This is a genomic window from Saccharomonospora cyanea NA-134 (assembly GCF_000244975.1).
GTDB classification, from domain to species: Bacteria; Actinomycetota; Actinomycetes; order Mycobacteriales; family Pseudonocardiaceae; genus Saccharomonospora; species Saccharomonospora cyanea.
Map to the genome: position 1 here is coordinate 1,562,430 of NZ_CM001440.1, position 24,710 is coordinate 1,587,139.

24 protein-coding genes and 2 riboswitches are annotated in these 24,710 nt (G+C 69.6%); of the genes, 10 read left to right on the forward strand and 14 right to left on the reverse strand.

Annotated elements, in window-relative coordinates; genetic code table 11:
* Positions 1-6: 6 nt before the first annotated feature.
* The gene (locus SACCYDRAFT_RS07590; protein ID WP_043537142.1) at positions 7-228 is read right to left on the reverse strand and encodes a DUF5957 family protein; all 222 of its coding nucleotides are present in this window, start codon (positions 226-228) and stop codon (positions 7-9) included.
* Positions 229-381: 153 nt separating this feature from the next.
* Between SACCYDRAFT_RS07590 and SACCYDRAFT_RS07595 the strand changes: the two genes are divergently transcribed.
* Positions 382-1,509 carry a sensor histidine kinase gene (locus SACCYDRAFT_RS07595; protein WP_043536266.1) on the forward strand — a complete coding sequence of 376 codons (1,128 nt, stop codon included), beginning with the start codon at positions 382-384 and terminating at the stop codon, positions 1,507-1,509.
* Complete coding sequence (locus tag SACCYDRAFT_RS07600; RefSeq protein ID WP_005455088.1) at positions 1,506-2,177, forward strand: response regulator transcription factor; 672 nt, start codon at positions 1,506-1,508, stop codon at positions 2,175-2,177. The genes SACCYDRAFT_RS07595 and SACCYDRAFT_RS07600 overlap by 4 nt, the downstream gene beginning before the upstream one ends.
* Here SACCYDRAFT_RS07600 and SACCYDRAFT_RS07605 read toward each other — a convergent pair.
* The gene (locus SACCYDRAFT_RS07605; protein ID WP_232283793.1) at positions 2,162-2,587 is read right to left on the reverse strand and encodes a DUF6098 family protein; all 426 of its coding nucleotides are present in this window, start codon (positions 2,585-2,587) and stop codon (positions 2,162-2,164) included. The genes SACCYDRAFT_RS07600 and SACCYDRAFT_RS07605 overlap by 16 nt on opposite strands.
* Before the next feature lie 262 nt (positions 2,588-2,849).
* Here SACCYDRAFT_RS07605 and SACCYDRAFT_RS07610 point away from each other — a divergent pair, with 262 nt between their 5' ends.
* Both SACCYDRAFT_RS07610 and SACCYDRAFT_RS07615 read left to right on the forward strand, forming a co-directional pair.
* Entirely contained in the window at positions 2,850-3,410 is a 561-nt protein-coding gene (locus SACCYDRAFT_RS07610) for a hypothetical protein (RefSeq protein WP_005455090.1), read from the forward strand.
* Between the two features lie 11 nt (positions 3,411-3,421).
* A complete protein-coding gene (locus tag SACCYDRAFT_RS07615; RefSeq protein WP_005455091.1) occupies positions 3,422-4,048 on the forward strand; it encodes a class F sortase in 627 nt (208 codons plus the stop codon).
* A gap of 6 nt (positions 4,049-4,054) precedes the next feature.
* On the opposite strand, the gene SACCYDRAFT_RS07620 is transcribed toward SACCYDRAFT_RS07615, so the two are convergent.
* The 8 genes from SACCYDRAFT_RS07620 to SACCYDRAFT_RS07655 are packed head-to-tail and all read right to left on the reverse strand — an operon-like array spanning position 4,055 to position 11,736.
* Positions 4,055-5,068, reverse strand: coding sequence for an ABC transporter ATP-binding protein (locus SACCYDRAFT_RS07620; RefSeq protein ID WP_005455093.1), 1,014 nt, complete (start codon positions 5,066-5,068; stop codon positions 4,055-4,057).
* Positions 5,037-6,026, reverse strand: a complete 990-nt coding sequence (locus tag SACCYDRAFT_RS07625) for an ABC transporter ATP-binding protein (RefSeq protein ID WP_005455094.1) — start codon at positions 6,024-6,026, stop codon at positions 5,037-5,039. The genes SACCYDRAFT_RS07620 and SACCYDRAFT_RS07625 overlap by 32 nt, the downstream gene beginning before the upstream one ends.
* Positions 6,023-6,889 carry an ABC transporter permease gene (locus SACCYDRAFT_RS07630; RefSeq protein ID WP_005455095.1) on the reverse strand — a complete coding sequence of 289 codons (867 nt, stop codon included), beginning with the start codon at positions 6,887-6,889 and terminating at the stop codon, positions 6,023-6,025. Before SACCYDRAFT_RS07630 ends, SACCYDRAFT_RS07625 begins: the two co-directional genes overlap by 4 nt.
* Positions 6,886-7,812, reverse strand: a complete 927-nt coding sequence (locus tag SACCYDRAFT_RS07635; protein ID WP_005455098.1) for an ABC transporter permease — start codon at positions 7,810-7,812, stop codon at positions 6,886-6,888. Before SACCYDRAFT_RS07635 ends, SACCYDRAFT_RS07630 begins: the two co-directional genes overlap by 4 nt.
* Positions 7,809-8,885, reverse strand: coding sequence for a LacI family DNA-binding transcriptional regulator (locus SACCYDRAFT_RS07640; RefSeq protein WP_005455100.1), 1,077 nt, complete (start codon positions 8,883-8,885; stop codon positions 7,809-7,811). The genes SACCYDRAFT_RS07635 and SACCYDRAFT_RS07640 overlap by 4 nt, the downstream gene beginning before the upstream one ends.
* Before the next feature lie 10 nt (positions 8,886-8,895).
* Positions 8,896-10,368 carry an ABC transporter substrate-binding protein gene (locus tag SACCYDRAFT_RS07645; RefSeq protein ID WP_232283794.1) on the reverse strand — a complete coding sequence of 491 codons (1,473 nt, stop codon included), beginning with the start codon at positions 10,366-10,368 and terminating at the stop codon, positions 8,896-8,898.
* 60 nt (positions 10,369-10,428) lie between these two features.
* Positions 10,429-10,764 (reverse strand): hypothetical protein, encoded by a 336-nt coding sequence (locus tag SACCYDRAFT_RS07650; protein ID WP_005455104.1) that lies wholly within the window; start codon positions 10,762-10,764, stop codon positions 10,429-10,431.
* 6 nt (positions 10,765-10,770) lie between these two features.
* Entirely contained in the window at positions 10,771-11,736 is a 966-nt protein-coding gene (locus tag SACCYDRAFT_RS07655; protein WP_005455112.1) for a DUF6772 family protein, read from the reverse strand.
* A 326-nt stretch (positions 11,737-12,062) separates the two neighbouring features.
* Between SACCYDRAFT_RS07655 and SACCYDRAFT_RS07660 the strand changes: the two genes are divergently transcribed.
* Complete coding sequence (locus tag SACCYDRAFT_RS07660; protein ID WP_005455115.1) at positions 12,063-13,232, forward strand: phospholipase D-like domain-containing protein; 1,170 nt, start codon at positions 12,063-12,065, stop codon at positions 13,230-13,232.
* Positions 13,233-13,274: 42 nt separating this feature from the next.
* Here SACCYDRAFT_RS07660 and SACCYDRAFT_RS07665 read toward each other — a convergent pair whose 3' ends face one another.
* The 3 genes from SACCYDRAFT_RS07665 to SACCYDRAFT_RS07675 are packed head-to-tail and all read right to left on the reverse strand — an operon-like array spanning position 13,275 to position 16,902.
* Positions 13,275-13,886, reverse strand: a complete 612-nt coding sequence (locus SACCYDRAFT_RS07665) for a histidine phosphatase family protein (RefSeq protein WP_005455117.1) — start codon at positions 13,884-13,886, stop codon at positions 13,275-13,277.
* The gene (locus SACCYDRAFT_RS07670) at positions 13,883-15,379 is read right to left on the reverse strand and encodes an FGGY-family carbohydrate kinase (protein ID WP_005455120.1); all 1,497 of its coding nucleotides are present in this window, start codon (positions 15,377-15,379) and stop codon (positions 13,883-13,885) included. Before SACCYDRAFT_RS07670 ends, SACCYDRAFT_RS07665 begins: the two co-directional genes overlap by 4 nt.
* Positions 15,376-16,902 (reverse strand): FGGY-family carbohydrate kinase, encoded by a 1,527-nt coding sequence (locus tag SACCYDRAFT_RS07675; protein ID WP_005455121.1) that lies wholly within the window; start codon positions 16,900-16,902, stop codon positions 15,376-15,378. The genes SACCYDRAFT_RS07670 and SACCYDRAFT_RS07675 overlap by 4 nt, the downstream gene beginning before the upstream one ends.
* A 214-nt stretch (positions 16,903-17,116) precedes the next feature.
* On the opposite strand from SACCYDRAFT_RS07675, the gene SACCYDRAFT_RS07680 reads away from it, so the two are divergent.
* The 5 genes from SACCYDRAFT_RS07680 to glyA all read left to right on the forward strand — a co-directional run bounded on the left by SACCYDRAFT_RS07680 (position 17,117) and on the right by glyA (position 23,915).
* Positions 17,117-17,893, forward strand: coding sequence for a DeoR/GlpR family DNA-binding transcription regulator (locus tag SACCYDRAFT_RS07680; protein WP_005455123.1), 777 nt, complete (start codon positions 17,117-17,119; stop codon positions 17,891-17,893).
* A 110-nt stretch (positions 17,894-18,003) separates the two neighbouring features.
* Positions 18,004-18,096, forward strand: a riboswitch (glycine riboswitch).
* Positions 18,097-18,194, forward strand: a riboswitch (glycine riboswitch). It begins immediately after the preceding riboswitch.
* 46 nt (positions 18,195-18,240) lie between these two features.
* Positions 18,241-21,123, forward strand: coding sequence for an aminomethyl-transferring glycine dehydrogenase (gcvP, locus tag SACCYDRAFT_RS07685; protein WP_005455125.1), 2,883 nt, complete (start codon positions 18,241-18,243; stop codon positions 21,121-21,123).
* The gene (gene gcvT, locus SACCYDRAFT_RS07690; RefSeq protein ID WP_005455126.1) at positions 21,120-22,256 is read left to right on the forward strand and encodes a glycine cleavage system aminomethyltransferase GcvT; all 1,137 of its coding nucleotides are present in this window, start codon (positions 21,120-21,122) and stop codon (positions 22,254-22,256) included. The genes gcvP and gcvT overlap by 4 nt, the downstream gene beginning before the upstream one ends.
* Positions 22,257-22,261: 5 nt before the next feature.
* On the forward strand, positions 22,262-22,642 hold the full coding sequence (gene gcvH, locus SACCYDRAFT_RS07695) for a glycine cleavage system protein GcvH (protein WP_005455127.1): 381 nt from the start codon (positions 22,262-22,264) through the stop codon (positions 22,640-22,642).
* 1 nt (position 22,643) lies between these two features.
* Positions 22,644-23,915: a serine hydroxymethyltransferase gene (gene glyA / locus SACCYDRAFT_RS07700; RefSeq protein ID WP_005455128.1), complete on the forward strand. Its 1,272-nt coding sequence runs from the start codon at positions 22,644-22,646 to the stop codon at positions 23,913-23,915.
* Positions 23,916-24,039: 124 nt separating this feature from the next.
* On the opposite strand, the gene SACCYDRAFT_RS07705 is transcribed toward glyA, so the two are convergent.
* Positions 24,040-24,702 carry an O-methyltransferase gene (locus SACCYDRAFT_RS07705; protein WP_005455129.1) on the reverse strand — a complete coding sequence of 221 codons (663 nt, stop codon included), beginning with the start codon at positions 24,700-24,702 and terminating at the stop codon, positions 24,040-24,042.
* Positions 24,703-24,710 lie beyond the last annotated feature (8 nt).

Consider the following 24,710-nt stretch of genomic DNA (forward strand, 5'->3'; position numbering starts at 1 on the left):
CCGCGTTCACCGTTCCTCCCGCCTGCGGCGCAGTTTCGTGTCGAGCACGACGGCGACCACGCCACCGACCACGGCGGACAGCTGGGGGCCGAAACCGATGACGAACGTCCACGGTGCCTCCACCACGCCGTCATCGGCCACGAGCCGGCCGACGAGTTCGCTGAAGAGGGCGAAACCGACTGCCAGCCCGGCGAAGACGCCGAGCACGGCAACTCCGAGAGTGCGCATGTCCAGCACGGTAGGTACGGGGACGGGTGCTCGTCGTCCGTCCGGACTCGGTTCTCACCACGCCCGTGTGTCGGCGGGAGGCGACATCGGAGGTAGCGCGGACTCGACTGTGGACGACCGCGCGGCGGCGCTCCGATCGCTACCCTCGACGACGTGCGTGTCGACGGGAGGGTGGACGACCGCGTGGTGGACGCGGTCCTGGCCGTCGCGGTGTCCGCGGTGGTCGCGGTCGCCATCGCGGCGGATCTGGGTGGGACGCGCGGTCCGGAACCGGGGGCGTTCCTCTTCGCGTTGGGGCTCGGTGCCCTGATGTTCGTGCGGCGTTCCTACCCCGTGCTGACGCTCGCGGCCACGGTCGCGGGCATCATCGGCTACTACCTCGCGGACTACCCGCCCATCGGGCTCGCCATCCCGGTCGCCGCGGCGCTGTACTCGACGGCCGAGGCGGGCAGAACGCGCGTGGCCGTGGCGGTGTCCGTCGGACTGCTGGCGGTGACGACCGGTTTCCGGCTCGCGGAGGGGGACGATCCGGTGTACCTGTTCGGGTACGAGTTCGCCTCCACCGTCGGGTTGATGGCGGCGGCGATCGCGTTGGGCGACGGCGTCCGCTCGCGGGCGCTGCTGGCCGCGGAGCAGGAGCAGCGGGCGCGGCGCAGGATGGAGGAGGAACGCATGCGGATCGCCCGCGAGGTGCACGACGTGCTGGGCCACACCGTCACGGTCATCTCGATCCAGGCGAACGTCGCCACCGAGGCCGTCGACGACGACCCCGAGTCGGTGCGAGCGGCGCTGGGGGTGATCCGAGAGGCGGCCGACGGAGCCGTGCGGGAACTGCGGGCGACGGTGGGGCTGCTGGCCTCGTCCGGTGACGAGGACCCGTCGCGCGCGCCGGTCGGGAGCGTGCGCCACCTCGACACCCTGGTGCAGGCGACGTCGGACAGCGGGTTGCCCGTCGGCATCACGGTCGAGGGCACTCCGAGATCACTGCCGTCGGCGGTGGACTCGACCGCGTACCGCATCGTGCAGGAGGCGTTGGCCAACAGCCTGCGCCACTCGGCGGCCACGCATGCGGAGATCGTGCTCACCTACGGTGACGACCGGTTGGAGATCAGCGTCGCCGACGACGGCCGTGGGTGGTCGGGTTCGGTGGACGACGCGGTGGGCAACGGCCTGCGCGGCATGCGGGAGCGCACCGTTCTGCTGGGCGGGTCCCTGGCCGTCGATTCCCGGCCCGGTGAGGGTTTCCGTATCGACGCCTTACTTCCCCTGGAGCAACGATGATCAAGGTCGTGGTCGCCGACGACCAGCAACTCGTGAGGGCCGGCCTGTGCTCGCTGCTCGACCGGGCCGACGACATCACGGTGGTGGGGGAGGCGTCGGACGGGACGAGCGCGGTGCACGCGGTCCGTTCGCTGCGCCCCGACGTCGTGTTGATGGACATCCGGATGCCGGGCATGGACGGCATCGAGGCGACCCACCGCATCACGGCCGACGCCGAGCTGCGGTCGGTCCGGGTGGTCGTACTGACGACGTTCGACACCGACGAGCACATCTTCGACGCCATCCGTGCGGGTGCGGCCGGCTTCCTGCTGAAGAACACGGCTCCCGAGGAACTACGGGCAGCGGTGCGGACCGTGACCGAGGGTGAGGCGCTGCTGTCGCCGTCGGTGACCCGTCGCGTGCTCGCGGCCGTGGCCTCCGACAGCGGGACAGTCGAGCCCCGGCTGCTCGATCCGCTCACGGAGCGCGAGCGGGAGGTCCTGGCCGAGATCGCCGCTGGGCTGTCGAACACGGAGATCGCGGCGGTTCTCCACCTCAGCCCGGCCACCGCGCGCACCTACGTCAGCAGGCTGCTCGCCAAGCTCGGCGCTCGGGACCGAGCACAGCTCGTTCACATCGCCTACGAGGCGGGTCTGGCGCAGCCGGGGACTCGTCACCGGTCGCGGTGAGTCGCCGCGCCCGCCCTGAGCCGGGTGGTGTAGCGCTCGCGTGCCTCCTCGACGAGTTCGGGGGCGACCCACGCGACCGGTTGGATGTCCACGAGCAGTGGTTCGTTGTCGGGCCCGAAATCCACCTGCCTGCCCGACAGTACCCACGGCCGAGCACCCTCGTCGAGCTCGCGCAGGTACTGGCACACGCGGCGGGCGAGCCAGTCCTCCAGTGGCAGGGTCCACCACTTGGGTGCCGCGAGCGGGTTCGCCGAAACCCCCGGCATCGTCAGGCCGCTCTCGTGGTCGGTGCTGGAGTGCTCGGCGTCGGATTCGGGCCCGGGTGAGTAGCGCAGGTACGGAGCCTCGCCGGAACTCGTGAGTTCGGCGAGCTGCGCCAGTGTGCGCACGGTCTGCATGTCCGCTGTCATCACCGGAAGCAGTACCCCTCCGAAGGGCGGGGCAATCGCCCGGGAACCCGCGATCGTGGCGTGCCCTTCCACCGCCGGTAGAAAGTGGACGTTGCCGACCCGGACTCCGCGGCACGAACGTCACTCACGCGGTTGTTTCGGACGCGGCGAGGATTGCTGATCTCGATTGCTGCGCACACTGTAGCCACACGGGCGCGGAGCGTACCTGAGTAGCGCACCGTTGTTGTGATCGAAACCAGTATTTCCGAGGAGAACTCTCACCATGGCAATCCGTAGAGGTGCAGTTGTCACTGCGATCGCGATCGGCGCCGCGCTGGCCGTTTCCGGCACCACCAACGCTTCCACCGACGAGGACTGCGCCACCGGTATCTCCGTGCAGTCGCTGTCCGACACCGAGTGCGCCGAGTACGACTTCGTCAGCAGCGGCGAGGAGTGGGACAAGGAGCACGACAAGGGTCACGACGGTGACCACGGCAAGGACTGGGAGCACGACAAGGGTCACGACGGTGACCACGGCAAGGACTGGGAGCACGACAAGGGTCACGACGGTGACCACGGCAAGGACTGGGACCACGGCAAGGACTGGGACCACGGCAAGGACCACGGCCACGACAAGGACTGGGACCACGGCAAGGACTGGGACCACGGCAAGGACCACGGCCACGACAAGGACTGGGACCACGGCAAGGACCACGACAAGGACAGGCACCACGACAAGGGCAAGCACCACGACAAGGACCGCAAGCACCACAAGAAGCAGGTCCACAAGAAGCCGCACGGTGGTGTCGAGACCGGTGACGGGTCGCTGGCGGCCCTGCTCTGAGCCGATCCGCGATGCGTGATGTGACGTCTCTCCGTTCCCGCCCGTCGGTTCGCCGACTGGCGGGGACGGTGGCGTTGGCCCTCCTGCTACTGCTCTCCGGTTGCGGCGGCTCCGAACAGATCGCGGGGCATGCCGAGGCGGGGATGGAGCAGGGCGAAGTCGGCGCTCAGGATTTCCTGTCGCCGTCGCCACCTTCTCGGTTACGTATCCCCGCACTCGGGGTGGACTCGGGAACGTTCGTGGGGCTCGGCCTGAAGCCGGACAACACCATGGAGGTGCCCGAGGGCGCGCAGGCCGTCGGTTGGTACGTCGAGTCTCCCACCCCCGGCGAGCGCGGCCCCTCGGTCCTGGCCGCACACGTCGACTGGAAGAACCAGAAGGGTGTGTTCTTCGAGCTGCGCAACCTGGAGGTCGGTGACGACGTGATCGTGGACCGGTCCGACGGCACGTCGATCAGGTTCGAGGTCGACGAGGTCGAGCAGTACCCGAAGGACGAGTTCCCCACCGAGAAGGTGTACGGCGACACCGAGGGCGCGGAGTTGCGGCTCATCACCTGCGGCGGTGAGTTCGACCAGTCCGCGGCGAGCTACCGGGACAATGTCGTCGCCTACGCCACGATGGTGGAAACCGCCGAGTGAACTGGCTCAATCCATAGTGGACGAGGTGAGCACCTCCGCCGGAAAATGGCAGGCGACCGGGTGATCGGTGTCGCGGTGGACGAGTTCCGGCTCGTCGACCCGGCACCGATCTCTCGTTTTCCAGCACCGTGTGTGGAACCGGCAGCCTTGCGGTGGAGAGAGCGGGGAGGGTACGTCTCCCCGCAGCACGATCTCGTCCGTGCTCGGAGAACGCCAGTCCTCCAGGCTGGGCGCGGCCGAAAGCAGCGCCTGGGTGTACGGGTGGGCGGGTCGCTCGTAGATCTGGCCGACCTCGCCCGTTTCCACGATCGTGCCCAGGTGCATCACCGCGACCCGGTCGGCGAAGTGCCGTACCACGCCGAGGTCATGGGTGATGAACAGGAAGGCGACTCCGAGGTCGCGTTGAAGCTCCGCGAGCAGGTTCAGGATCTGCGCCTGGATCGACACGTCGAGAGCCGAGACAGCCTCGTCGCAGACGATGAGCCGGGGCCTCACCGACAGAGCCCTGGCGATGGAGATCCGCTGTCGTTGTCCACCGGAGAACTGGTGTGGGTAGCGTTCGGCGTGACCGGGACTCAATCCGACGCGTTCCAACAGCGACGCGACCTCGGCGTCCCAGGACTCCCGCTCGACGAGGCCGGGATGGATACGCCACGCCTCGCTGACCAACTCGTGCACCGTCATGTTCGGGTTGAGCGAGGCGTACGGGTCCTGGAACACGAGCTGGACCTGACGCCGGAGGTCCTTGCGTTCGGCGCGGGAGAGTGTGCGCACGTCCCGTCCGTCGAACCGGACCTCGCCGGACTGCGGCTCCAGAAGTCCCACGACCGTTCGGGCCACTGTGGACTTCCCGCAACCGGACTCGCCCACCAGGCACACCGTTTCGCCCGCGTGGACGGTGAGGTTCACTCCCGCGACGGCGCGCACGTTCCGACGCCGTCCCCACATGCCCTGCCGTTGCTGGTAGCCCGCCACCAGGTCGACCAGCTCAAGCACGGGCTGCACCGAGTGACTCGCCACGGCTCAGCACCTCCTCTGCGAAGTGACACGCACTCTTCCTGCCGGGCGCGATGGTGCGCAGCTCCGGTTCGTCGGTCCGGCAGCGCCCCTGCGCGAACGGGCACCGGGGGTGGAACGCGCAGCCGCTGGGGGGCGACGTGATGTCCGGTGGGTAGCCGTCGATGGGACGGATGGTTCGATCCGCGTCGCGTGCCGACGGGCTCGCCGCCATGAGCCCCCGCGTGTAGGGGTGCGCGGGCGCGCTGTAGAGGTCCGCGACCGTGCCCGACTCCACGGCCCTCCCGGCGTACATCACCACGACCGACTGTGCCGTACGAGCGACCACGCCGAGGTCGTGACTGATGATGATCACCGCGAGGCCGGCTTCCTGCCGCTGGCGAAGTAGTCGCAGGATCTGGGCTTGCACCGTCACGTCGAGGGCGGTGGTCGGCTCGTCGGCGATGAGCAGCCGAGGCTCCAGTGCCAGAGCCATCGCGATCATCACGCGTTGGCGCATACCACCGGAGAACTCGTGCGGGTAGTTGCCCGCCCTGGCCGCGGCGTCCGGAATGCCGACCTCGGCCATCGCCTCGACCGCCCGGTTTCGCGCTTCCTCCCGGCTCAGCCCGCGGCGCCGGCGGAACATCTCGCCGATCTGATAACCGACGGTCAACGACGGGTTCAGCGCGCTGAGAGGATCCTGAAAGATGATCGCCAGTTCCTCGCCGCGCAGCTGCCGCAGCTCCTCGTCGCCGCACGCCAGCAGGTCGTGGCCGTCCCAGCGGATATCGCCTGCGACCACCCGGGCCTGTGGCGGCAACAGCCCGAGCACGGCGAGCGAGCTGAGGCTCTTGCCACTGCCGGACTCGCCCACGATCGCGAGTGACTCGCCTGCCTCGACGGTGAACGACACACCTCGGACCGCGCGAACGTCACCGAACGCGACAGCGAGGTCGGACACCTCCAGTAGCCTGCTCATCGGATCACCGCCGTTGCCGTCGTTGTCGTCGTCTTCCGGTTCTTCGTGATCTTCGGGTCGGTACGGTCCCGGAACGCGTCACCGAGCACACCGACGCAGATCACCACCAGGGTGAGCGCAACCCCGGGCACCGTGGCGATCCACCAGGCCGAGTCGAGGTAGTCACGTCCGTTGGCGATCGTCGACCCCCACGACGCCTGGTCGATGGGAACGCCGAGCCCGAGGAACGACAGCGCGGCCTCGGCCACCATGGTGAGCCCCACCTGCATAGTGGCGGCCACGACCAGGGGCTGGACACAGGACGGGAACACGTAGCGAGCCATGATCCGCACGTCGCTCGCGCCCAGGACACGCGCGGAGTCGACGAACTCGCGGTTGCGTGCCGCCAGTGCCGAGCCGCGTACGACTCTGGCGAAGATCACCCACCGGGTCACCGCGAGCGCGATGATCACGTTGAGGAGGCTTGGTCCGAGCACACCCGCCAGCAGGATCGCGAGGAGGATGCTGGGGAAGGCCAGTTGCATGTCGCCGACGCGGGAGATGAGCGCGTCGAGCCAGCCGCCGTAGTAGCCGGCGAGCAGTCCGAGTACCAGGCCGACGAGTCCGCCGACGACCACCACGGTGACCGCCACCAGCAGCGAGACACGGGACCCCGCGATGAACTGGGCGAAGACGTCCCGGCCGTCCTGGTCGGTTCCGAGCAGCGCGAGGCCGCCGTCGGACAAGGTGCTTCCAGGGGGCAGGAGGCGGTCGGTGACGTGGGTCGCGACGCCGTCGTAGGGCACGACCAACGGGCCGAACACCGCGACGAGCGCGAACAACGCCAGCACTCCGCCCGCGATCTTGGCAGCCGTGGACCTCATACGGTCTCCAGTGTGATTCTCGGGTCGAGGTGGAAGTAAAGGACGTCGACCAGCAGGTTGAGTCCGATGTAGAACACCGCGATCAGGATGATCGCCGCCTCCGCGACCGCGTAGTCGCGGTGGATGATCGAGTCGATCATCAGCGTGCCGATGCCCTGCCAGGCGAACACCTGCTCGATGATGACGGCGTCGGCGATGAAGTTGCCCATGACCAGGCCGAGCACGGTCACCACGGGGGTCAGGGTGTTGCGCAGCACGTGGACGTTGAACACCACGCGTTCGGGCAGTCCCTTCGAGCGGGCGGTGCGGACGTACTCCTTGCCCAGCTCCTCCAGCGTGCCGTTGCGGACGAGGCGGGCGAGCCAGCCGACGAACGGCAGCGCGAGTGTGAACGCGGGCAGGATCGCGCCCAGCGGAGTGCCGTCGGCGGTGCCGGGAAGGATGTCCAGCATCCGGGCGAAGACGAGCACCAGCATGATGCCGACCCAGAAGGACGGCAGGGCCTGGCCCGCAAGCGACAGGTACGACACCAACCGGTCGGCGAGCCTGCCGGTGTGGCGAGCGGCGTAGACACCCAGCGGAAAGCCGATCAGCACGGTCAACAGCAGCGACCATCCCGCGAGGGTCAGTGTCGCGGGAAGCCGTTCCAGCACGTTCGCCAGCGCGTCCCCGCCGAGGCGCCAAGACTCTCCGAAGTCGAGCGTGACGACCTCGCCGAGGTGGCGGAGGTACTGGTCCCACAACGGGTCGTCGAGACCGAGTCGCTCGCGTGCCGCTTCGAGCTCCGCTTCGGTGGCCTGTGCGCCCAGCATGAGCGAGGCGGGGTCACCGGAGACCACGCGCAACACCACGAAGACGATGGTGATCGCGCCGAAGATGAGGAACACCGACTGTCCCAGCCGGCGTGCGATGTAAATGATCACGTCATTGTGCCCTTACTGGCTCGGCTGGATGCCCGCACGACCAGATCACACCGTTCGCGTCGTTTCTCGGCGGCGGCATTGTCGCCGCCGCCGTGGCTGCCACCACGGATGCGGTTCAGCAGCAGGTCGACGGCAGCGGTGCCGATCTGCGCGGCGGGCAGCCGCACGGTGGTCAGCCCCGGACTGAGGTAGGCGGAGAACGGGTGGTCGCCGAACCCGCCGACCAGCACGTCGTCACCCACTCGCAATCCGGCCTCGGTCAGCGCGCGGTACACGCCGAGCGCGAAGTAGTCGTTACCGACCATGACGGCGTCGGGGAGGTCGCCCTGGTCGACGATGTCCTGCGCCAACCGGTAGGCGTCGGCGGGTTCCCACGGCAGCGCGAGCGACTCGCGGCGCCGGGTGGGAACCGAGATCACGGGGTCTCCGGCCGAGGAGATTCCAGCCTCGGCCAACGCCTTGCGGAAGCCCGCGGTTCGTTCAGCGACGGGGGAGATCGGAAGGTCCTCCTCCAGCAGGCGGAGCGAGCGAGCACCGCCGTCGATGAGGTGCCGGGTGGCTTCGTAGGCGCCGTGTTCGTAGTCGACGCCCACGAAGTCGAGGTCGAGCGTCGGGAGGTCACGGTTGAGGCAGACCAGCGGGATCCCCGACTCGTCGAGCCGTTCCCAGTGCTCCCCTTCGCCCTGGACGGGGACGACGAGCGCACCGTCCACACCCCACCGCAGGAGGGTTTCCGCGGCACGGCGGTCGACTTCCGGACTCTCCTCGGTGACCAGCAACATCAGCGAGTAGCCGTGGGTGCGGCCCCGTTGTTCGATGGTGCTGATCAGTTGCGAGTAGAACGGGTTCGACGGGTTGGTGATCACCAGGCCGAGGGTCATGGCGGAGCCGAGCACCAGGGACCGGGCCATCGAGTTGGGGACGTACCCCAGTCGCGCGGCCTCAGCCTTGATCCTCGCCCGGGTGTCCTCACCGACACTGTCCTTGTCGGCCAACGCCCGGGACACGGTGTTGACCGACACTCCGAGCGACCTGGCGATGTCCTTCAACGTCACCCGCCGTGACTCACCCATGTGCTCCCCCTCAGTTCGCGAGCGTCACGCCGCGCAGGTCCGGCTGGTTGCTCGGAACGGGCTCGAAGCCCTTCACCGAACCGCGCAGGGCGTAGGTGCTGACCAATGCTGCAGGGAAGATACCGACGGCGTCGTCCCAGATGATCCTGCACGCCTCGGCGTACAACTCGCGGCGCTTGCCCTGGTCAGACTCCTTGTGTGCCTGGCGCAGAACCACGTCGAGCTCCCGGTTCGCATACCCCATCCGGTCGGCGGCCGAGTCGTACAGCCTGCCCAACGTGAAGTCGGCGTCGCCCGTGGTGACGGTGTTGATCTGCAGGTCCATGTCGAAGTCCTTGTCGTTGAGCCGTTGCAGCCACTCGGCCTTCTCCACGTTCTGCGCTTCCACGACGACGCCGATCTTCGCCCAGTCCGAGATCATCGCCTGGGCGAGGCCGTCGGCGAGCGGTCCGGTGCCGGAGAACCACATCAGCGAGGTGCGAAATCCGTCACCGAGGCCGGCCTCCGCCAGTTCCCTCCTGGCCGCTTCCGGGTCGTACGGGTAGGGCTTCTGCGCCGCGTGCCCGAACACCGTGGACGGGATGGGCGCCGTCATCAGCTCCGCCCCCGCCCCGAACAGGCTCTCGACGATGGTCGCGACGTCCACGGCCTTCCACAACGCCCTCCGGACGCGCGGATCGGTGAACGGTTCGCGGCCGCAGTTGAACCAGTTGAAGTAGTACGCGTAGCTGGGCACCGTCTCCAACGTGATGTCGTCGCGGCCGTCGAGTTGCCGGATCTGGTCGGGCGGCACCGGCCAGAGCACGTCCAGCTCACCGGTCCGCAACGCGGTGATCTGGCTGGACGTCTCCGGGATGTACGGCAGGGCCGCCCTGGTCAGTTCCGGCCTGCCGTTCCAGTGGTCCGCCGCCGACAGCTCCAGCACGTCGGAGGGGGTGAACGAATCGACCTTGAACGGGCCGCTGCCGATGGGCTTCCGGAAGAAGCCCTCGTCGTTCATCTTGTCCGCGGGCAGGATGAACATCAGCGTCAGGTTCACCGGCAGCGTGCCCAACGGTTCGTCGGTGACCACACGCACGGTGTGGTCGTCCGCGGCCTCCACCTCGGTGACCGACGTCCACAGCGCGGACTGCGCCGTGCCGGCGTCCCGTACACGCTCCAGCGAGGCCTTGACGTCCCGCGCGGTCAGCGGGGTCCCGTCGTGGAAGGTCACGTCGTCACGCAAGGTGAGAACCCACGTCGTGGGGTCGGTCTGCTCCCAGGACGTGGCGACGCTCGGCGCCAGCTCCTCGCCGTCGCGCCGGATGAGCGTGTCGTAGACGAGCCTGCTCGCGAGCAGAGTGCTCTCGTCGACGCTACTGGGCCCGTGCGGGTCGAGGTCGTTGATCGGCTGGCTGAACGCCGCCCGCAACAGTCCCTCGGCTCCGGCTCGGGTGCCGCCTCCGAAGCTGCAGGCGGCGAGGTAGGCGCCGGCGAGGCTCAAGCTGCTGATCCTGAGAAAGCTACGCCGGTTGTAGGTGGTCGCCATGAGACTCTCCAGGGCTCACTCTTTGAGCGTGAGGTAGATCTGGACCTTGACCGATTCCCCTTCTCCTTCGACGCATCCCTTGATGCGCAGCCACTGCCCGAATTCGCGCACCGGCCACGAGATCAACGTCTTCCCTTCGGTGAACTGGGTCGGCACGTCGGCGTCGCACCAGTGCAGGCCGTCGGGCGAGATCTGCGTGGTGATCCTGATCCGGGTCTTCGGCTGGGAACTCTCCAGCACCTGCACGAACCAGCGGGCCTCGCCGGCCCAGGCCGCTTCGTACGGCTCGGTGACGAAGTCCCCCTCCAGGACCCGGTAACGTTCGAGGACGGCTGTTTGCGTCTGTCGCATGAGGACCTACCAATCCACCGAGATGAGCACGGAGTCCAGGAACAGGAAGTTCCGGACGTTCGTGTGCGTACGGGTGCTGACGTAGAAGTTGAGCAGGTTGTCGAGCGAGTCGTAGCGCTCCTCGTACGCGGGCACGGGAATGTCGCGCATGTCGTAGACCCGGTCGTTCACCTGGAGCTCGACGTTGCGCTGGGCCTCCGTGTCGATCTGCCAGCGCAGGTAGTGCCAGTTGACCTTCGTGGGCACCTCGTTGTAACAGAACGACTGCGGCTCCCCGAAGGGACGCCAGTCCTCGGGGTTCGGAGCGGTGAAGTCGTCGGTAGGGCCCAGGTTGGCCTTGCCCTCCAGGTGCTCCCGGGGGGTCGGCTCGGGAACCACCGGGTACATCCAGCGTCGGGTGAACCGGTTCTCGAGGTCGGTGTTCTGGTACCGGATGACGTTGTGGTAGCGCACGCCCCGGTCGTCACAGATGTCGGTGGCGATGGTGAAGGCGCCGAACTGCTGCTCCGAGGGGTGGATGTTGCCGTCCCAGTCACCGGCCCCGGCCTGCTCGAAGGCGCGGTTCTCCTCCGACGACGCCTCGGCCTTGTAGGTGAAGTAGGTTTCGAACTGCACGCGGCCCTTCTTGGCCATGGTGAGCCTGCGGATCGCCACGCCCGTGTGTCCGGTGAGCGGGCGGGTCGCCACCTTCAGCGCGTAGGTGCCCGTCATCGCCCCGTGGGTTCCGGTGTCGAAGAACGTGCAGGAACTGAGCTGTGGCGGGCGGAAGTCCTTCATGTGGGCGTCGACGGTGTCGAGGTCGCCCTTGCCGTCGTGGTTGCCGATCAGCTCGGTCCAACCGTGTGTTCCGGAGTTGAACTGGTCGAACACGAGGATGCGGGACAGTGGGTTGTACCGGGACAACGCCGGGTCGGCGTCGAGCATGGCCCGCCGCAGCTGTGCGGACAGGTCCGTGTCAGTGGTGTTAACCAAGGTTTTCAGCTCCTGAGGACAGGGCGTCCGGGGAAGGATTAACGTTAACGTGAGCGATCATCTGGCTCCGTGGTGGGAAAGCTAACCCGGCTGGGGTCACCGAGTCAACGGTGTGGACCAAAGGAAAACCGAGGCTTGACGGCGGTGCGTGCGACACATAGCGTTAACGCTCCCGTTAACGTTCATGCTTACGGTGGCACCACAGTGCGACGTCCGCTGCCGCGGCGGCGGAACGACCACGGTCCGCATCTCGACGCAGTACTCCACGCGCCGGTCACGGCAGGGTCGGGGAGCCGAACGGCGCATCATCTCGCGAAGGAGATCCCATGCGTGTCAGGGCAGTTCTCGCTTCAGCCGCCCTCACGGTCTCACTGGTCTCGGCTCCCACGGCCGCTGCCGCGGCGGCGGAGGGACAGCGGCCGTGCGGTGACGCTCCCACGGTCCCGGTCAGGACCGCCGCCGTGTTCAACAACCCCGACGCGGGGCAGCCGACCGGCGTGGTCGAACAGATCTGTTCACTCGTCAAGCAGGCGGAGCCGGGGTCGACCATCCGGCTCGCCCACTTCGTCATCTCCGGCGACGCGGGGGAGGACTTCGTCGACGAGCTGGTGAACGCACACCGGCGTGGTGTCGACGTGCAGGTGGTGCTCGACGGCTGGCAGGACGACAGCGCCGCCGCGACCGCCCTGCGCGAGGAGATCGGCACCGACAAGGCGCGGGACTCCTGGCTGCACGTCTGCGACAACCTCTCACCGGAGGGCAACACGTCCTCGTGCCTCGGCACCAAGGGGCAGCACAACAAGTTCTACCTGTTCTCGCGCACGGGCGGCCGGTCGAACGTGGTCGTGCAGTCGTCGGCCAACTTCACCGACCTCAACTCGTCGGTGTACTGGAACAACGCCACGACGCTCGTGGAGAACCGCCGCCTGTACGACGCCTACGCCTCGTACTTCGCCGACCTCGCGGAACAGCACCAGGACGGCGACTACTACCGCACCGTGACCACGGGGATGCGAGGCGGCTTCGTGAAGGCTCACTTCTTCCCGAGGGCGGAGGGCGACCCGATCGAGGAGTTCCTCGCCGAGGTCGGATGTTCCGGCGAGACCACCATCCGCATCGGAATGTCCGAATGGGACAGTTACCGCATCGGCATCGCCGAGCGGCTCGTGGAGTTGGCCGAGCAGGGCTGCGGCGTCCGGATCGTGCGGGGGCTGATGGACGGCGACGTGGAGGCACTGCTGTCGAGCCACGAGAACATCGCCATGCGAACGCTCGACGATTCGAGCCGGCTTCCCGGCCGGATCCACTCGAAGTACCTCGTCGTCGAGGGAGAGATCGACGGCGAGGCCGACGCGCGTCGAGTGCTCACCGGCAGTCCGAACTTCAACCACACGTCGTTGCGGCGCAACGACGAGGCGATGATCGCGACCAACCTGCGGTCGGTGTACGACGCCTACCGGGACAACTTCGAGCAGATGTACGCCGCGGCGCGGTGAGCGACGGGTCGCGGGCGCCCGCCGCGGCGTCCGCGACCCGGCTCAGCCACCCACCGGGACGTTGTACTCGATCAGCGCCGCCGGGCCGGTGCCGTCCCAGCGCACCGTGGTGATCGCGCAGTTGCGGAACACGGGAAACGCGCGGCGGTAGGCGCTCAGCGGCAGACCGAGCAGGTGGCACAGCAGCAGCCGGTGGGCGGACGAGTGTCCCACCACGAGCACGTGTCCGTCCGGATGCGCCTTCACGATGTCGTTCACGCAGTCGGTCATCCGCTCGACCGCCAGTACCGGATCCTCCCCACCGGGCAGGTGGTTCGCCACCGGGTCGGCGGTGAACGCGGCGCGAGCCTCCGGGAACCGGGCGGACATCTCCTGCGCGGTCAGCCCCTCGCCGTGCCCGAAGTCGAGTTCCACTATCCGGTCGTCGACATGCGGTTCCAGGCCCGTCGCGCGCGCGGCCGGTGCGGCGGTGTCGCGGGCACGGGACAGCGACGACACCCACAGCGCGTCGAGACCGGCCGTGGCGGCCCAGCGGCCCAGCACCTCGGCCTGCTGCCTGCCGTGGTCGGTGAGTGGCACGTCGGTGCGTCCGGCGTAACGGTTGCCGTGGTGCCACACGGTCTCTCCGTGGCGGACCAGGACGAGATCGGTCATCGAGTGCTCCGGTTCCGGGCGTGGTCGGTCAGTTCGGTGGGCAGCCAGCCGCGCTCGTGCAGCGCGTCGACCAGTGTCAGGTAACCCTCGGTGAGCACGTCCGCGTCCGCATTCTGGGGTTCCACGGTCTCGGTGTCGCGGACGAACTCCCGCGCGGCCTCGGCGAGCGACGACTCTGCCGACCGGGCGAGCAGCGCCATGCCGACGGCGGGGTCGGCGTCGCGCGGCACGGTGAGGGGCCTGCCGAGGGCGGTCGCGCGCACGCGGGTCCAGTAGTGGTTGCGTGCGCCGCCCCCGGTCGTGGTGAGGGTTCCGTCGACGGGTGCGCCGAGCAGGTCCAGATAGTCGAAGCAGAGCCGCTCGACGAACGCGACACCCCGCAGTACGGCGGCGTAGGCGTCCACCTCGTCCTTCGGCGTGCCGAGGGTGAACCGCTCGGCGTCGGGCGCGACGAACGGGAAGCGTTCCCCACGGGACACCAGCGGATACGTCACCACCGTCGTGGTCGGACGGTCGGACGCCAGCGTGGTCAGCCGGTCGAGGTCCGAGTCTCCGAACAGGTCGCTGAGGACCCCGGCGCCGACACTGGAAGCCCCGCCGGGAAGCCAGTTGCCGTCGGGCGCGCGGTGGGAGTACACGACGCCGAGCGGGTCGTGCAGCCTGCGGTCGGTGACGCCCTTGAGCACCAGCGTGGTTCCCAGCACGGTGTTCCACGAGCCGACGGCGAACGTGCCGGAACCCAGTGCCGCCGCGCAGCCGTCGGTCATGCCCGCGATGATCGGTGTGCCCGCGGGGATACCGGTGGCGTCGGCCGAGGCCCGGCACACCTCGCCGATCGGCGTGCCCGGCCGGACCACCTCGGGCAGCACGCCCTCGGGGATGCCGAGCGCGGCGACGACGTCGGTGGGCCAGCGCTCACCGTCCAGGTCGTACCCCGTCTTGAGGGCGTGGCTCGAATCGACGGCGGTGAGGCGGCCCGCGAGTTTTCCGGTGAGGTAGTCGGCCTGGTGCAGCAGCCGGGTCTCCGCCGTGGCGGGGTGCTGGCGCAGCAGCCACAACAGCTTCGGCAGCGCCCACGACGCCTGCGGCCGGTATCCCAGCGCCTGCCACAGTTCGGCGCCCACCTCGACGGCGTGTGCGGCCTCGTCGGCGGCGCGCGCGTCGTCGTACATCAGTCCGGGCGTGAGCGGGCGGAGGTCGGTGTCCGCGAGCAGCACGGTCCCCGACGTCGCGCACAGCGACAACCCGCGTACCGGCCGGGAGCCCACCGTCGACATCGTCTTCCCGCACGCGGCGGTCAGCGCGGACCACCACTGTGCCGGGTCCTGCTCGTGTCGTCGCCCTTCGCGGTGACTGCGCAGGGGACGTGCCGCACTCGCCACGACGGTTCCCGTGCGGTCTGCGGCCACGCACCGCACGCTCTGCGTGCCGATGTCGAGGCCGAGCCACACGCCTTCGTCGGTGCCTGTCGGAGTGTGCGCGCTGGTCGTCATGCCGGGTCTTCCTGTGTCGCCTGCCGGTGTCCTTGCCGTCCTTGCCGGCCTTGCCGATCGAGGTGCCATCCCCGCGTCGCGATCCGCCGGAGGGAGCCGAACCGCTCGTACTGGTCGGCGTAGCCCTCGACGAGGTCGGGCTCGGGTTCGTAGGTGCGGTCGAGGCGGACGTGCCGTCGCGCGGCACGGGTGAGGTCGGGTTCGCTACCGGTGGCCACGAGCCCGGTGAGGAAGGCGCCCTTGGCTCCGACCTCGCCGTCGGCGGGACGCACCACACGCAGGCCCGTGACGTCGGCGATGAGGCGGCACCACATCTCACTGTTCGAGCCGCCCCCGCACACCCGCAGCTCGTGGGTCCGTGCTCCCGCGGCCAGAAGGCAGTCCTTGACGACCATGGTGAGGCCCTCGAACACGGCCCGCGCCACCGCGTCGCGCCCGTGCTCCAGGCTCAGGCCCCAGAACGTGCCCCGTGCCGACGTGTCGAGGAACGGCACCCGCTCTCCCGCGGGAGAGAGGTAGGGCAGGAACACGAGACCGCCCGCCCCCGGAGGGGCCTGCTCCGCCAGGGCGCTCAACTCCCGCGGGTGGGCCAGGCCGAGCAGATCACTCGCCCAGCCGAGCACCTCGGTGCCGGCGAGGGTCGGGAAAGCACGCACGAGGTCGGCGCCGGATCCGAGGACGAGCGTGAGCCCGGACGGATCACCGGAGGTGTCCACGGTCGGTGTGAACACCTCCGTGCACAGGGTCGTGCCGAGGATCGTGCACGCCAGCCCCGCGGCGGTGGAGCCCGCGCCCAGCGCCGTCGAGGCCACGTCGTAGGGGGCGAGCACCACGGGGGTGCCCTCGGCGAGCCCGAGTTCCGCCGCCGCCGCGCGGGTGAGGCCCGCCGTGGCGTCGGGTCCGTCGAGAACGCGGGGCAGCAGCGGCCGGGCCCACTCGATGCCGAACAGCGACAGCAGTTCGGGTGAGTACGCCGACGTCCTCGGGTCGAGCAGTGGCACGGAGGCGTCGGAGAGGTCCACCCCCACCACCCCCGTGAGACGGGAGAACAGCCAGCCGCCGCAGGTCAGCGCCGTCGCCGACGAGGCGACGCGGTCCGGGTCGTGCTCCCGCAGCCAGGTGAGGATCGCATGGGGGAGTCCGGCGAACCCGAGGGAGCCGTTGATCCGGAACGCCTCCTGCGCCACGCCGTCGCGCAGCCACCGGTCGACCACCGGTGCGGCGCGCCCGTCGGACCACAGGATCGCCGGGCCCGTCGGTTCCGCATGCTCGTCGACGAGCCAGCAGCCGTCCCCCTGTGCGGTCAGCGCGACGAACCGCACCCCGTCGCGTGCCTGGGGGAGCACCTCGCGGATCGCGGCGGCCACCGCCTGCCAGACGGAGTCCATGTCCTGCTCCGCCCAGCCGGGGTGAGGCCTGCGGACCTCCGTCGCGTGCCGCGCCACCGCGACCTCGTGCCCGTCGTCGTCGAAGACGACGGCCTTGATCAGCGAGGTTCCGGCGTCGATCGCGATCGCCGACATCCCGCCCTCCTCCTGTCGAACCGCACATTCGCGAAGGTTTCCAGCACACCCGCAAAAGGGGCCGCCGAGCAACGGCCGACGCCCATTCTCACGGCCTTCTGTGCGAGGGTCATGTGAAAAAGTTCCGTGAACAACGGCTGTTTTGCCTGGTAAAGTCGCTTGGCAGTGGTCGAAGGGGATCAGGACCTCACATTTCTTCACATCGGGGAGCGGCATGAACGGCACCATCCGGTCGCGGCGGCGTGCGTTGATCCGCGACCGGGTGCGCGCCGACGGCTTCGTCAGGGCGTCCGTGCTCGCGGAGGAGTTCGGTGTCAGCGTGATGACGATCCACCGCGATCTCGACGCCCTCCAGGCGCAGGGCTGGCTCGCCCGGGTGCGCGGCGGCGCGACCTCCGTGCCCTCGGAGACGTTCCACGGCGACATCGCCCAGCGCAGGACCACGATGGCGCAGGCCAAGCGTGCACTCGCCCGCGCGGCGCTCGAGCGGGTCCGGCCCGGCGACACCGTGATGCTCGACGAGAGCACGACGTGCCTGCACCTGGCCGAGCGCCTCGTCGAACGCGCCCCGCTGACCGTGATCACCTACTTCCAGCCGGTGGTGACGATGCTCGCCGGTGTCCCGGGTGTCACGCTCATCGCCCTCGGCGGGGAGTACTTCCCGGCCTACGACGCGTTCCTCGGGCTCTACACCGCCGAAGGCGTGGCCAAGATCAGGGCCGACACTCTCTTCATGTCCACCACGGCCGTCGCGGCCAACCGCTGCTACCACCACTCGCAGGCCACGGTGCAGGTCAAGCGCGCGATGCTGGCCTCGGCGTCCCGGTCGGTGCTGATGGTCGACCACACGAAGTTCACCCGCGACGGCCTCTACGCGCTCGCGCCGCTGGCCGACTTCGACCTCGTGCTGGCCGACGACGGGCTTCCCGTGGCCGAGCAACGCCGCGTCCGGGACAGCGGCGCCACACTGAGGGTGGTCGCCACGCGGTAGCCGGTCGGCGGTCTTGGTCACGTTCGCCGCGCGTGGTGGACTGGCCCCGTTCCGGTCGGTACGGTCTGTAACTCGACAACCGAAACACCCAACCGGATATCGCGGCCGATCGAGCCGGAGCGGGAGAGTCCCCGTGCTGTCGGCGGGGCACCGAAGGAGTAAACGCCCCACAATCTCTCAGGTCCACCCACCGCTTCGGCGAGGCCACTCTGGAGAGCAGGCACCACGTGTGCCTCACCCAAGGTGTAAGCCGTGCGTTCGCGCGGTGAAACTCTCAGGTGCCCATGACAGAGGGGGAGTTCCAGCACAGGGCGGGTAGTCCTGTGGTACTGCGAGAAGGAGCTCCCATGTCCCCCTCAACCTCGCCGTTCGTCTCCCGGCACGTCGGCCCAGGGCCGTCCGAGCGGGCCAAGATGGTGGCCGAGTGTGGCTTCGGCAGTCTCGACGCGCTGGTCGCGGCCGCTGTGCCGAGCGCGATCCGCACCGAGGGCGAGCTGCGGCTGCCCGCGCCCGCGTCGGAGGAACAGGCCATCGCGGAGCTGCGTGAGCTGGCGCGGCGCAACCGGCCGATGACCCAGATGATCGGCCTCGGCTACCACGACACCGTCACCCCCGCCGTCATCCGCCGCAACGTGCTGGAGAACCCCGCCTGGTACACGGCCTACACGCCGTACCAGCCGGAGATCTCGCAGGGACGGCTGGAGGCGCTGCTCAACTTCCAGACCATGGTCTCCGACCTCACGGGCCTGGCCACCGCGAACGCGTCGTTGCTCGACGAGGGCACGGCCGTGGCCGAGGCCGTGATGCTGATGAAGCGTGCGTCGAAGTCGAAGTCGCACACCGTGGTGGTCGACGCCGAGTGCCTGCCACAGACCGTCGCGGTGGTGCGCACCCGCGCGCAGGCGGTGGGGGTCGAGGTCGACGTCCGCGACCTGTCGCAGGGACTGCCCGAGGAGTTCTTCGGCGTCGTCGTGCAGTACCCGGGGGCCTCCGGTGTGCTGCGCGCACCGGACTTCTACCGCGAGATCGGCGAGGCGGCCAAGCAGGCCAAGGCGCTCTACTGCGTGGCCGCCGACCTGCTCGCCCTCACCCTTCTCGCGGCCCCGGGCGAGTTCGGGGCCGACCTCGCGGCGGGCACCACGCAACGCTTCGGCGTCCCGCTCGGCTACGGCGGACCACACGCCGGGTACCTCGCGGTCCGTTCGGGGCTGGAGCGGTCGCTGCCCGGCAGGCTCGTCGGGGTTTCGATCGACGCCGCCGGCGCGCCCGCCTACCGGCTGGCGTTGCAGACGCGGGAGCAGCACATCCGGCGCGAGAAGGCCACGAGCAACATCTGCACCGCCCAGGTGCTGCTGGCCGTGATGGCGTCGATGTACGCCGTCTACCACGGCCCCGACGGGCTGCGGCGGATCGCCGAGCGGGTGCACGGGCACGCCGTCGCGCTGGCGGACGCGCTGCGCGCGGGCGGCGTCGAGGTGGTGCACGACCGCTTCTTCGACACCGTGCTCGCCCGCGTGCCGGGCCGTGCGGAGGCGGTGCTGGCCGCCGCCCGAGAGGCGGGCGTGAACCTCGGTGGCGTCGACGCCGACCACGTGCGCGTGGCGTGCGACGAGGTCACCACCCCCGAGGTGCTGGCCGCGGTGCTCGGCGCGTTCGGCGTCGAGGGGGCACCGGAGCTGGGGGCTGCGGCGTCCTCGGCGGGATCGGCGTCCTCGACACTGCCCGAGGGCCTGCGGCGCACCAGCGACTACCTCACACACGAGGTGTTCCACTCCTACCGGTCGGAGACCGCGATGCTGCGCTACCTTCGCAGGCTCGCCGACTCCGACTACGCCCTCGACCGCGGCATGATCCCGCTCGGTTCGTGCACGATGAAGCTCAACGCCACCACCGAGATGGAGCCGATCACGTGGCCGGAGTTCGCGAACATCCACCCGTTCGCGCCCGCCGAGGACTCCGAGGGCTACCGCGAGCTCGTCGGGCAGCTCTCCCGGTGGCTGGCCGAGGTCACCGGCTACGACAGCGTGTCCCTGCAGCCCAACGCCGGTAGCCAGGGTGAGCTCGCCGGGCTGCTGGCCATCCGGGCCTACCACCGGGCGAACGGGCAACCCGAACGGGACGTGTGCCTCATCCCGTCGTCGGCACACGGCACCAACGCGGCGTCCGCCGTGCTGGCCGGGATGCGCGTGGTCGTGGTCGCGTGCACGTCCGACGGTGACGTGGACCTCGACGACCTGCGCGCCAAGGTCGACGCCCACCGCGACACGCTCGCCGCGATCATGGTCACCTACCCGTCCACGCACGGCGTGTACGAGACCGGCATCGGCGAGCTGGCCGAGATCGTGCACGAGGCGGGCGGCCAGGTCTACGTCGACGGTGCCAACCTCAACGCGTTGCTGGGGCTGGCCAAACCGGGAGAGTTCGGCGGTGACGTCTCGCACCTGAACCTGCACAAGACGTTCTGCATCCCGCACGGCGGCGGTGGGCCGGGCGTCGGTCCCGTGGCGGTGCGCGCCCACCTCGCCCCGTACCTGCCGAACCACCCGCTGACACCCGAGGCGGGCCCCGAGACGGGCGTCGGACCGATCTCGGCGGCGCCGTTCGGCTCGGCGTCGATCCTGCCGATCTCCTGGGCCTACGTGCGCATGATGGGCGCGCGGGGACTCACCGAGGCCACCAAGGTCGCCGTGTTGAACGCCAACTACGTGGCCGCGCGGCTGGCCCCCCACTACCCGGTGCTCTACACCGGTCAGAACGGGCTCGTCGCCCACGAGTGCATCCTCGACCTGCGCGGCCTCACCAAGCAGACCGGCGTCACGGTCGACGACGTCGCCAAGCGGCTCATCGACTACGGCTTCCACGCGCCGACGATGTCGTTCCCCGTGCCCGGCACGCTCATGGTGGAGCCCACCGAGAGCGAGGACCTCGCCGAGCTCGACCGGTTCTGCGAGGCGATGATCGCCATCCGCCACGAGATCGACCAGGTCGCGGACGGTGTCTGGCCCGTCGAGGCCAGCCCCCTGCGCAACGCACCGCACACGGTCGAACAGCTCGCCGGGGACTGGACCCTGCCCTACGACCGGCGCACCGCCGTCTACCCGGGCCGTACGTCGCCGAAGGGCAAGTACTTCTCGCCGGTGCGGCGTATCGAAGGTGCCTACGGCGACCGCAATCTCGTCTGCTCCTGCCCGCCCGTCTCCTCCTACGAAAGCGCAGGTTCCGCGTCGTGACAGCCACGCCACTGACCACCCCACTCCACGACGTGCACGTCGAACTCGGCGCGTCGTTCACCGAGTTCGCGGGCTGGTCGATGCCCGTCCGGTACTCCAGCGAACTGGCCGAGCACCGCGCCGTGCGTGAGGCGGCCGGGCAGTTCGACCTCTCCCACATGGGCGAGATCGAGGTGACCGGTGCCGACGCCGCCCGCGCGCTGGACTACGCGCTGATCGGCAACCTGTCGGGCGTGAAGGTCGGGCGGGCGCGCTACACCATGCTGTGCGACACCGACGGCGGGGTGCTGGACGACCTCGTCGTCTACCGCCTGGCCGAGGACCGCTACCTCGTGGTCGCCAACGCGGGCAACGCCGCGCTCGTGGCTGGCGCCCTGCGGGAGCGGAGCGAGAAGTTCGACGCGACGGTCACCGACGTGGGCGAGCGCACCGCGCTCATCGCCGTGCAGGGCCCCGCGTCGGCGGCGATCGTGGCCCAGGCGACGGGCGTCGACCTCGACTCGCTGCGCTACTACGCGAGCATGCCCGCCTCCGTCGACGGCCACGAGGTGCTGCTCGCGCGCACCGGCTACACGGGGGAGGACGGCTTCGAGCTGTTCGTCGACGTCGGCACTGACACCGGCACTGACACCGGCACCGACACCGGCGCCGCCGTCGCCACCTGGAGGCGCCTCGCCGAGATCGGTGCCTCCCACGGTCTGCTGCCCGCGGGCCTCGCCTGCCGGGACACGCTGCGGTTGGAGGCGGGGATGCCGCTGTACGGCAACGAGCTGACGGCCGCGCGCACGCCGTTCCACGCGAACCTGGGGCGGGTCGTGAAGTTCGACAAGCCCGGCGACTTCGTGGGCCGCGCCGCCCTGGAACGGGCCGGCGACCCCGACGTCGTGCTCGTCGGCCTGCGTGGTGAGGGACGCCGTGCCCCGCGCCACGGCTACCGCGTGCTCGACGGCGACCGTGAGGTCGGCGAGATCACCAGCGGCGCCCTGTCGCCCACACTCGGCTACCCGATCGCGATGGCGTACGTCACGCCGGAGGTCGCCGAGCCCGGAACCACCCTGTCGGTCGACATCCGGGGCCGCAAGGCTCCGGTCGATGTCGTGTCCCTGCCCTTCTACCAGCGAACGAAAGGCTGACTCCGTTGACGAACATTCCGCAGGACCTCCGTTACAGCCGCGAGCACGAATGGATCCGCACGGGAAGTGACGGGGTCGTGACGGTCGGCGTCACCGCGTTCGCCGCCGAGTCGCTGGGTGACGTGGTCTTTGTCCAGCTTCCCGAGGCGGGTAGTACCGTCACAGCGGGTGAGGTGTGCGGCGAGATCGAGTCGACCAAGTCCGTCAGCGAGCTGTACGCACCGGTGACCGGTGAGGTCGTCGAGGTCAACGAGTCCGTCGCGGACTCGCCCGAGACCGTCAACGCCGACCCCTACGACGCGGGCTGGCTGTTCACGGTCCGCGCCGAGTCGGTGCCGGAGCTGCTCGACGCCGACGCCTACGCCGCGCTGATTCAGGAGGGCTGACATGAACTCGTTCGACGCCGACCTCGCCACGGTCGACCCGGAGGTCGCCGCGGCGGTCGCCGCCGAGCTGCATCGACAGCAGTCGACGCTGGAGATGATCGCGTCGGAGAACTTCGCGCCCGCCAGCGTGCTCCAGGCGCAGGGTTCGGTGCTCACCAACAAGTACGCCGAGGGGTACCCCGGCAAGCGCTACTACGGTGGTTGCGAGCACGTCGACGTGATCGAGACCCTCGCCATCGAGCGGGCCAAGGAGCTGTTCGGCGCCGAGCACGCCAACGTGCAGCCGCACTCGGGTGCGCAGGCCAACGCCGCCGCCATGGTCGCGCTGCTGGAGCCCGGCGACACCATCCTCGGTCTCGACCTCGCGCACGGCGGGCACCTCACCCACGGCATGAGGCTCAACTTCTCCGGCAAGCTCTACAACGTCGTCGCCTACCACGTCGACCGCGAGACCGGCAGACTGGACATGGCGGAGGTCGAGCGGCTCGCCACCGAGCACAAGCCCAAGTTGATCATCGCGGGCTGGTCGGCGTACCCGCGGCGGCTCGACTTCGCGGAGTTCCGGCGCATCGCCGACTCCGTGGGCGCCAGGCTCATGGTCGACATGGCGCACTTCGCGGGTCTCGTGGCGGCCGGCCTGCACCCGAACCCCGTGCCGTACGCCGACGTCGTGACCACCACCACGCACAAGACGCTCGGCGGCCCGCGCGGCGGCATCGTCCTGTCGAAGCAGGAGTACGCCAAGAAGATCAACTCGGCGGTGTTCCCCGGCCAGCAGGGCGGGCCGCTGGAGCACGTCATCGCGGGCAAGGCCGTGGCACTGAAGATCGCCGCCACGCCGGAGTTCCGCGAGCGGCAGCAGCGCGTGCTCGACGGTGCGAGGCTCCTCGCGGAGCGGCTGGCGGCGGACGACTGCGTCTCGGCGGGTGTTCGGGTGCTGACCGGCGGCACCGACGTGCACCTGGTGCTCGTCGACCTGGTGAACTCCGAACTCGACGGCAAGCAGGCCGAGGACCGGCTGCACAGCATCGGCATCACGGTCAACCGCAACGCGGTGCCGTTCGACCCGCGCCCGCCGATGGTGACCTCGGGTCTGCGCATCGGTACCCCGGCGCTGGCCACCCGCGGGTTCGGCGCGGACGACTTCGCCGAGGTCGCCGACGTCATCGCCAAGGCTCTGCGGCCGGACTTCGACGACGCCACCCGCGAGGAGCTGCGCTCCCGCGTCACGACGCTGGCGGAGAAGCACCCGCTGTACGCCGACAAGTCCTGACCCTCCCCGGCGTGTCCGCAGGTTGTGCACGCGTGTCCGCAGTTCGTGGACACGCCGGGAGGCGGGCCAGGCGTTGTGCCGTACCGGAAGTGCGGACACGCGTACGTGAGGTGCGGACACGATGTCAGGAGGTGACAAGGGCCACGGCGAGTCCGTCGTAGCCCTTCACCCCCACTGTCTGAAGCGCGGTGGCGTCGAGGCGAGGTTCGCTGCGCAGCAGCTCGATCGCCTCGCGGGTACCGCGCACCGACGGGTCGTCGCTGTCGGCGTCGACCACCCGGCCGCGGCGCACGACGTTGTCCACGACGATGACGCCGCCCGGCCTTCCGAGTTCCAGCGCCCAACGGACGTAGTTCGCGTTGTTGGCCTTGTCCGCGTCGATGAACGCCAGGTCGAACGGCGTGTTCGCGTCGAGTGTGGGCAGGATGTCGAGCGCCTGCCCGACGCGGACCTCCACCCGGTCGGCCAGCCCGGCGCGCTCGATGTTGGAGCGGGCGACGTCGGCATGGGCGGGGTCTGCCTCGATCGTCACGAGCCGCCCGTCGGCCGGTAGCGCACGCGCGAGCCAGATGGTGGAGTAGCCGCCCAGCGTGCCGATCTCCAGGATGCGGCGGGCGCCGACCATGCGGGCGAGGAGTTGCAGCAGCTTGCCCTGGTTGGCCGCCACGGCGATGTCCGGCAGCCCCGCTTCGGCGCATGCCCGCATCGTGGCGTCGAGTGCGTCGTCGTGTGGTGCGAGGTGCTGGTCGAAGTAGGAGTCCACGGCGGTCCACCGGTCTTGGTCCATGACGTGAG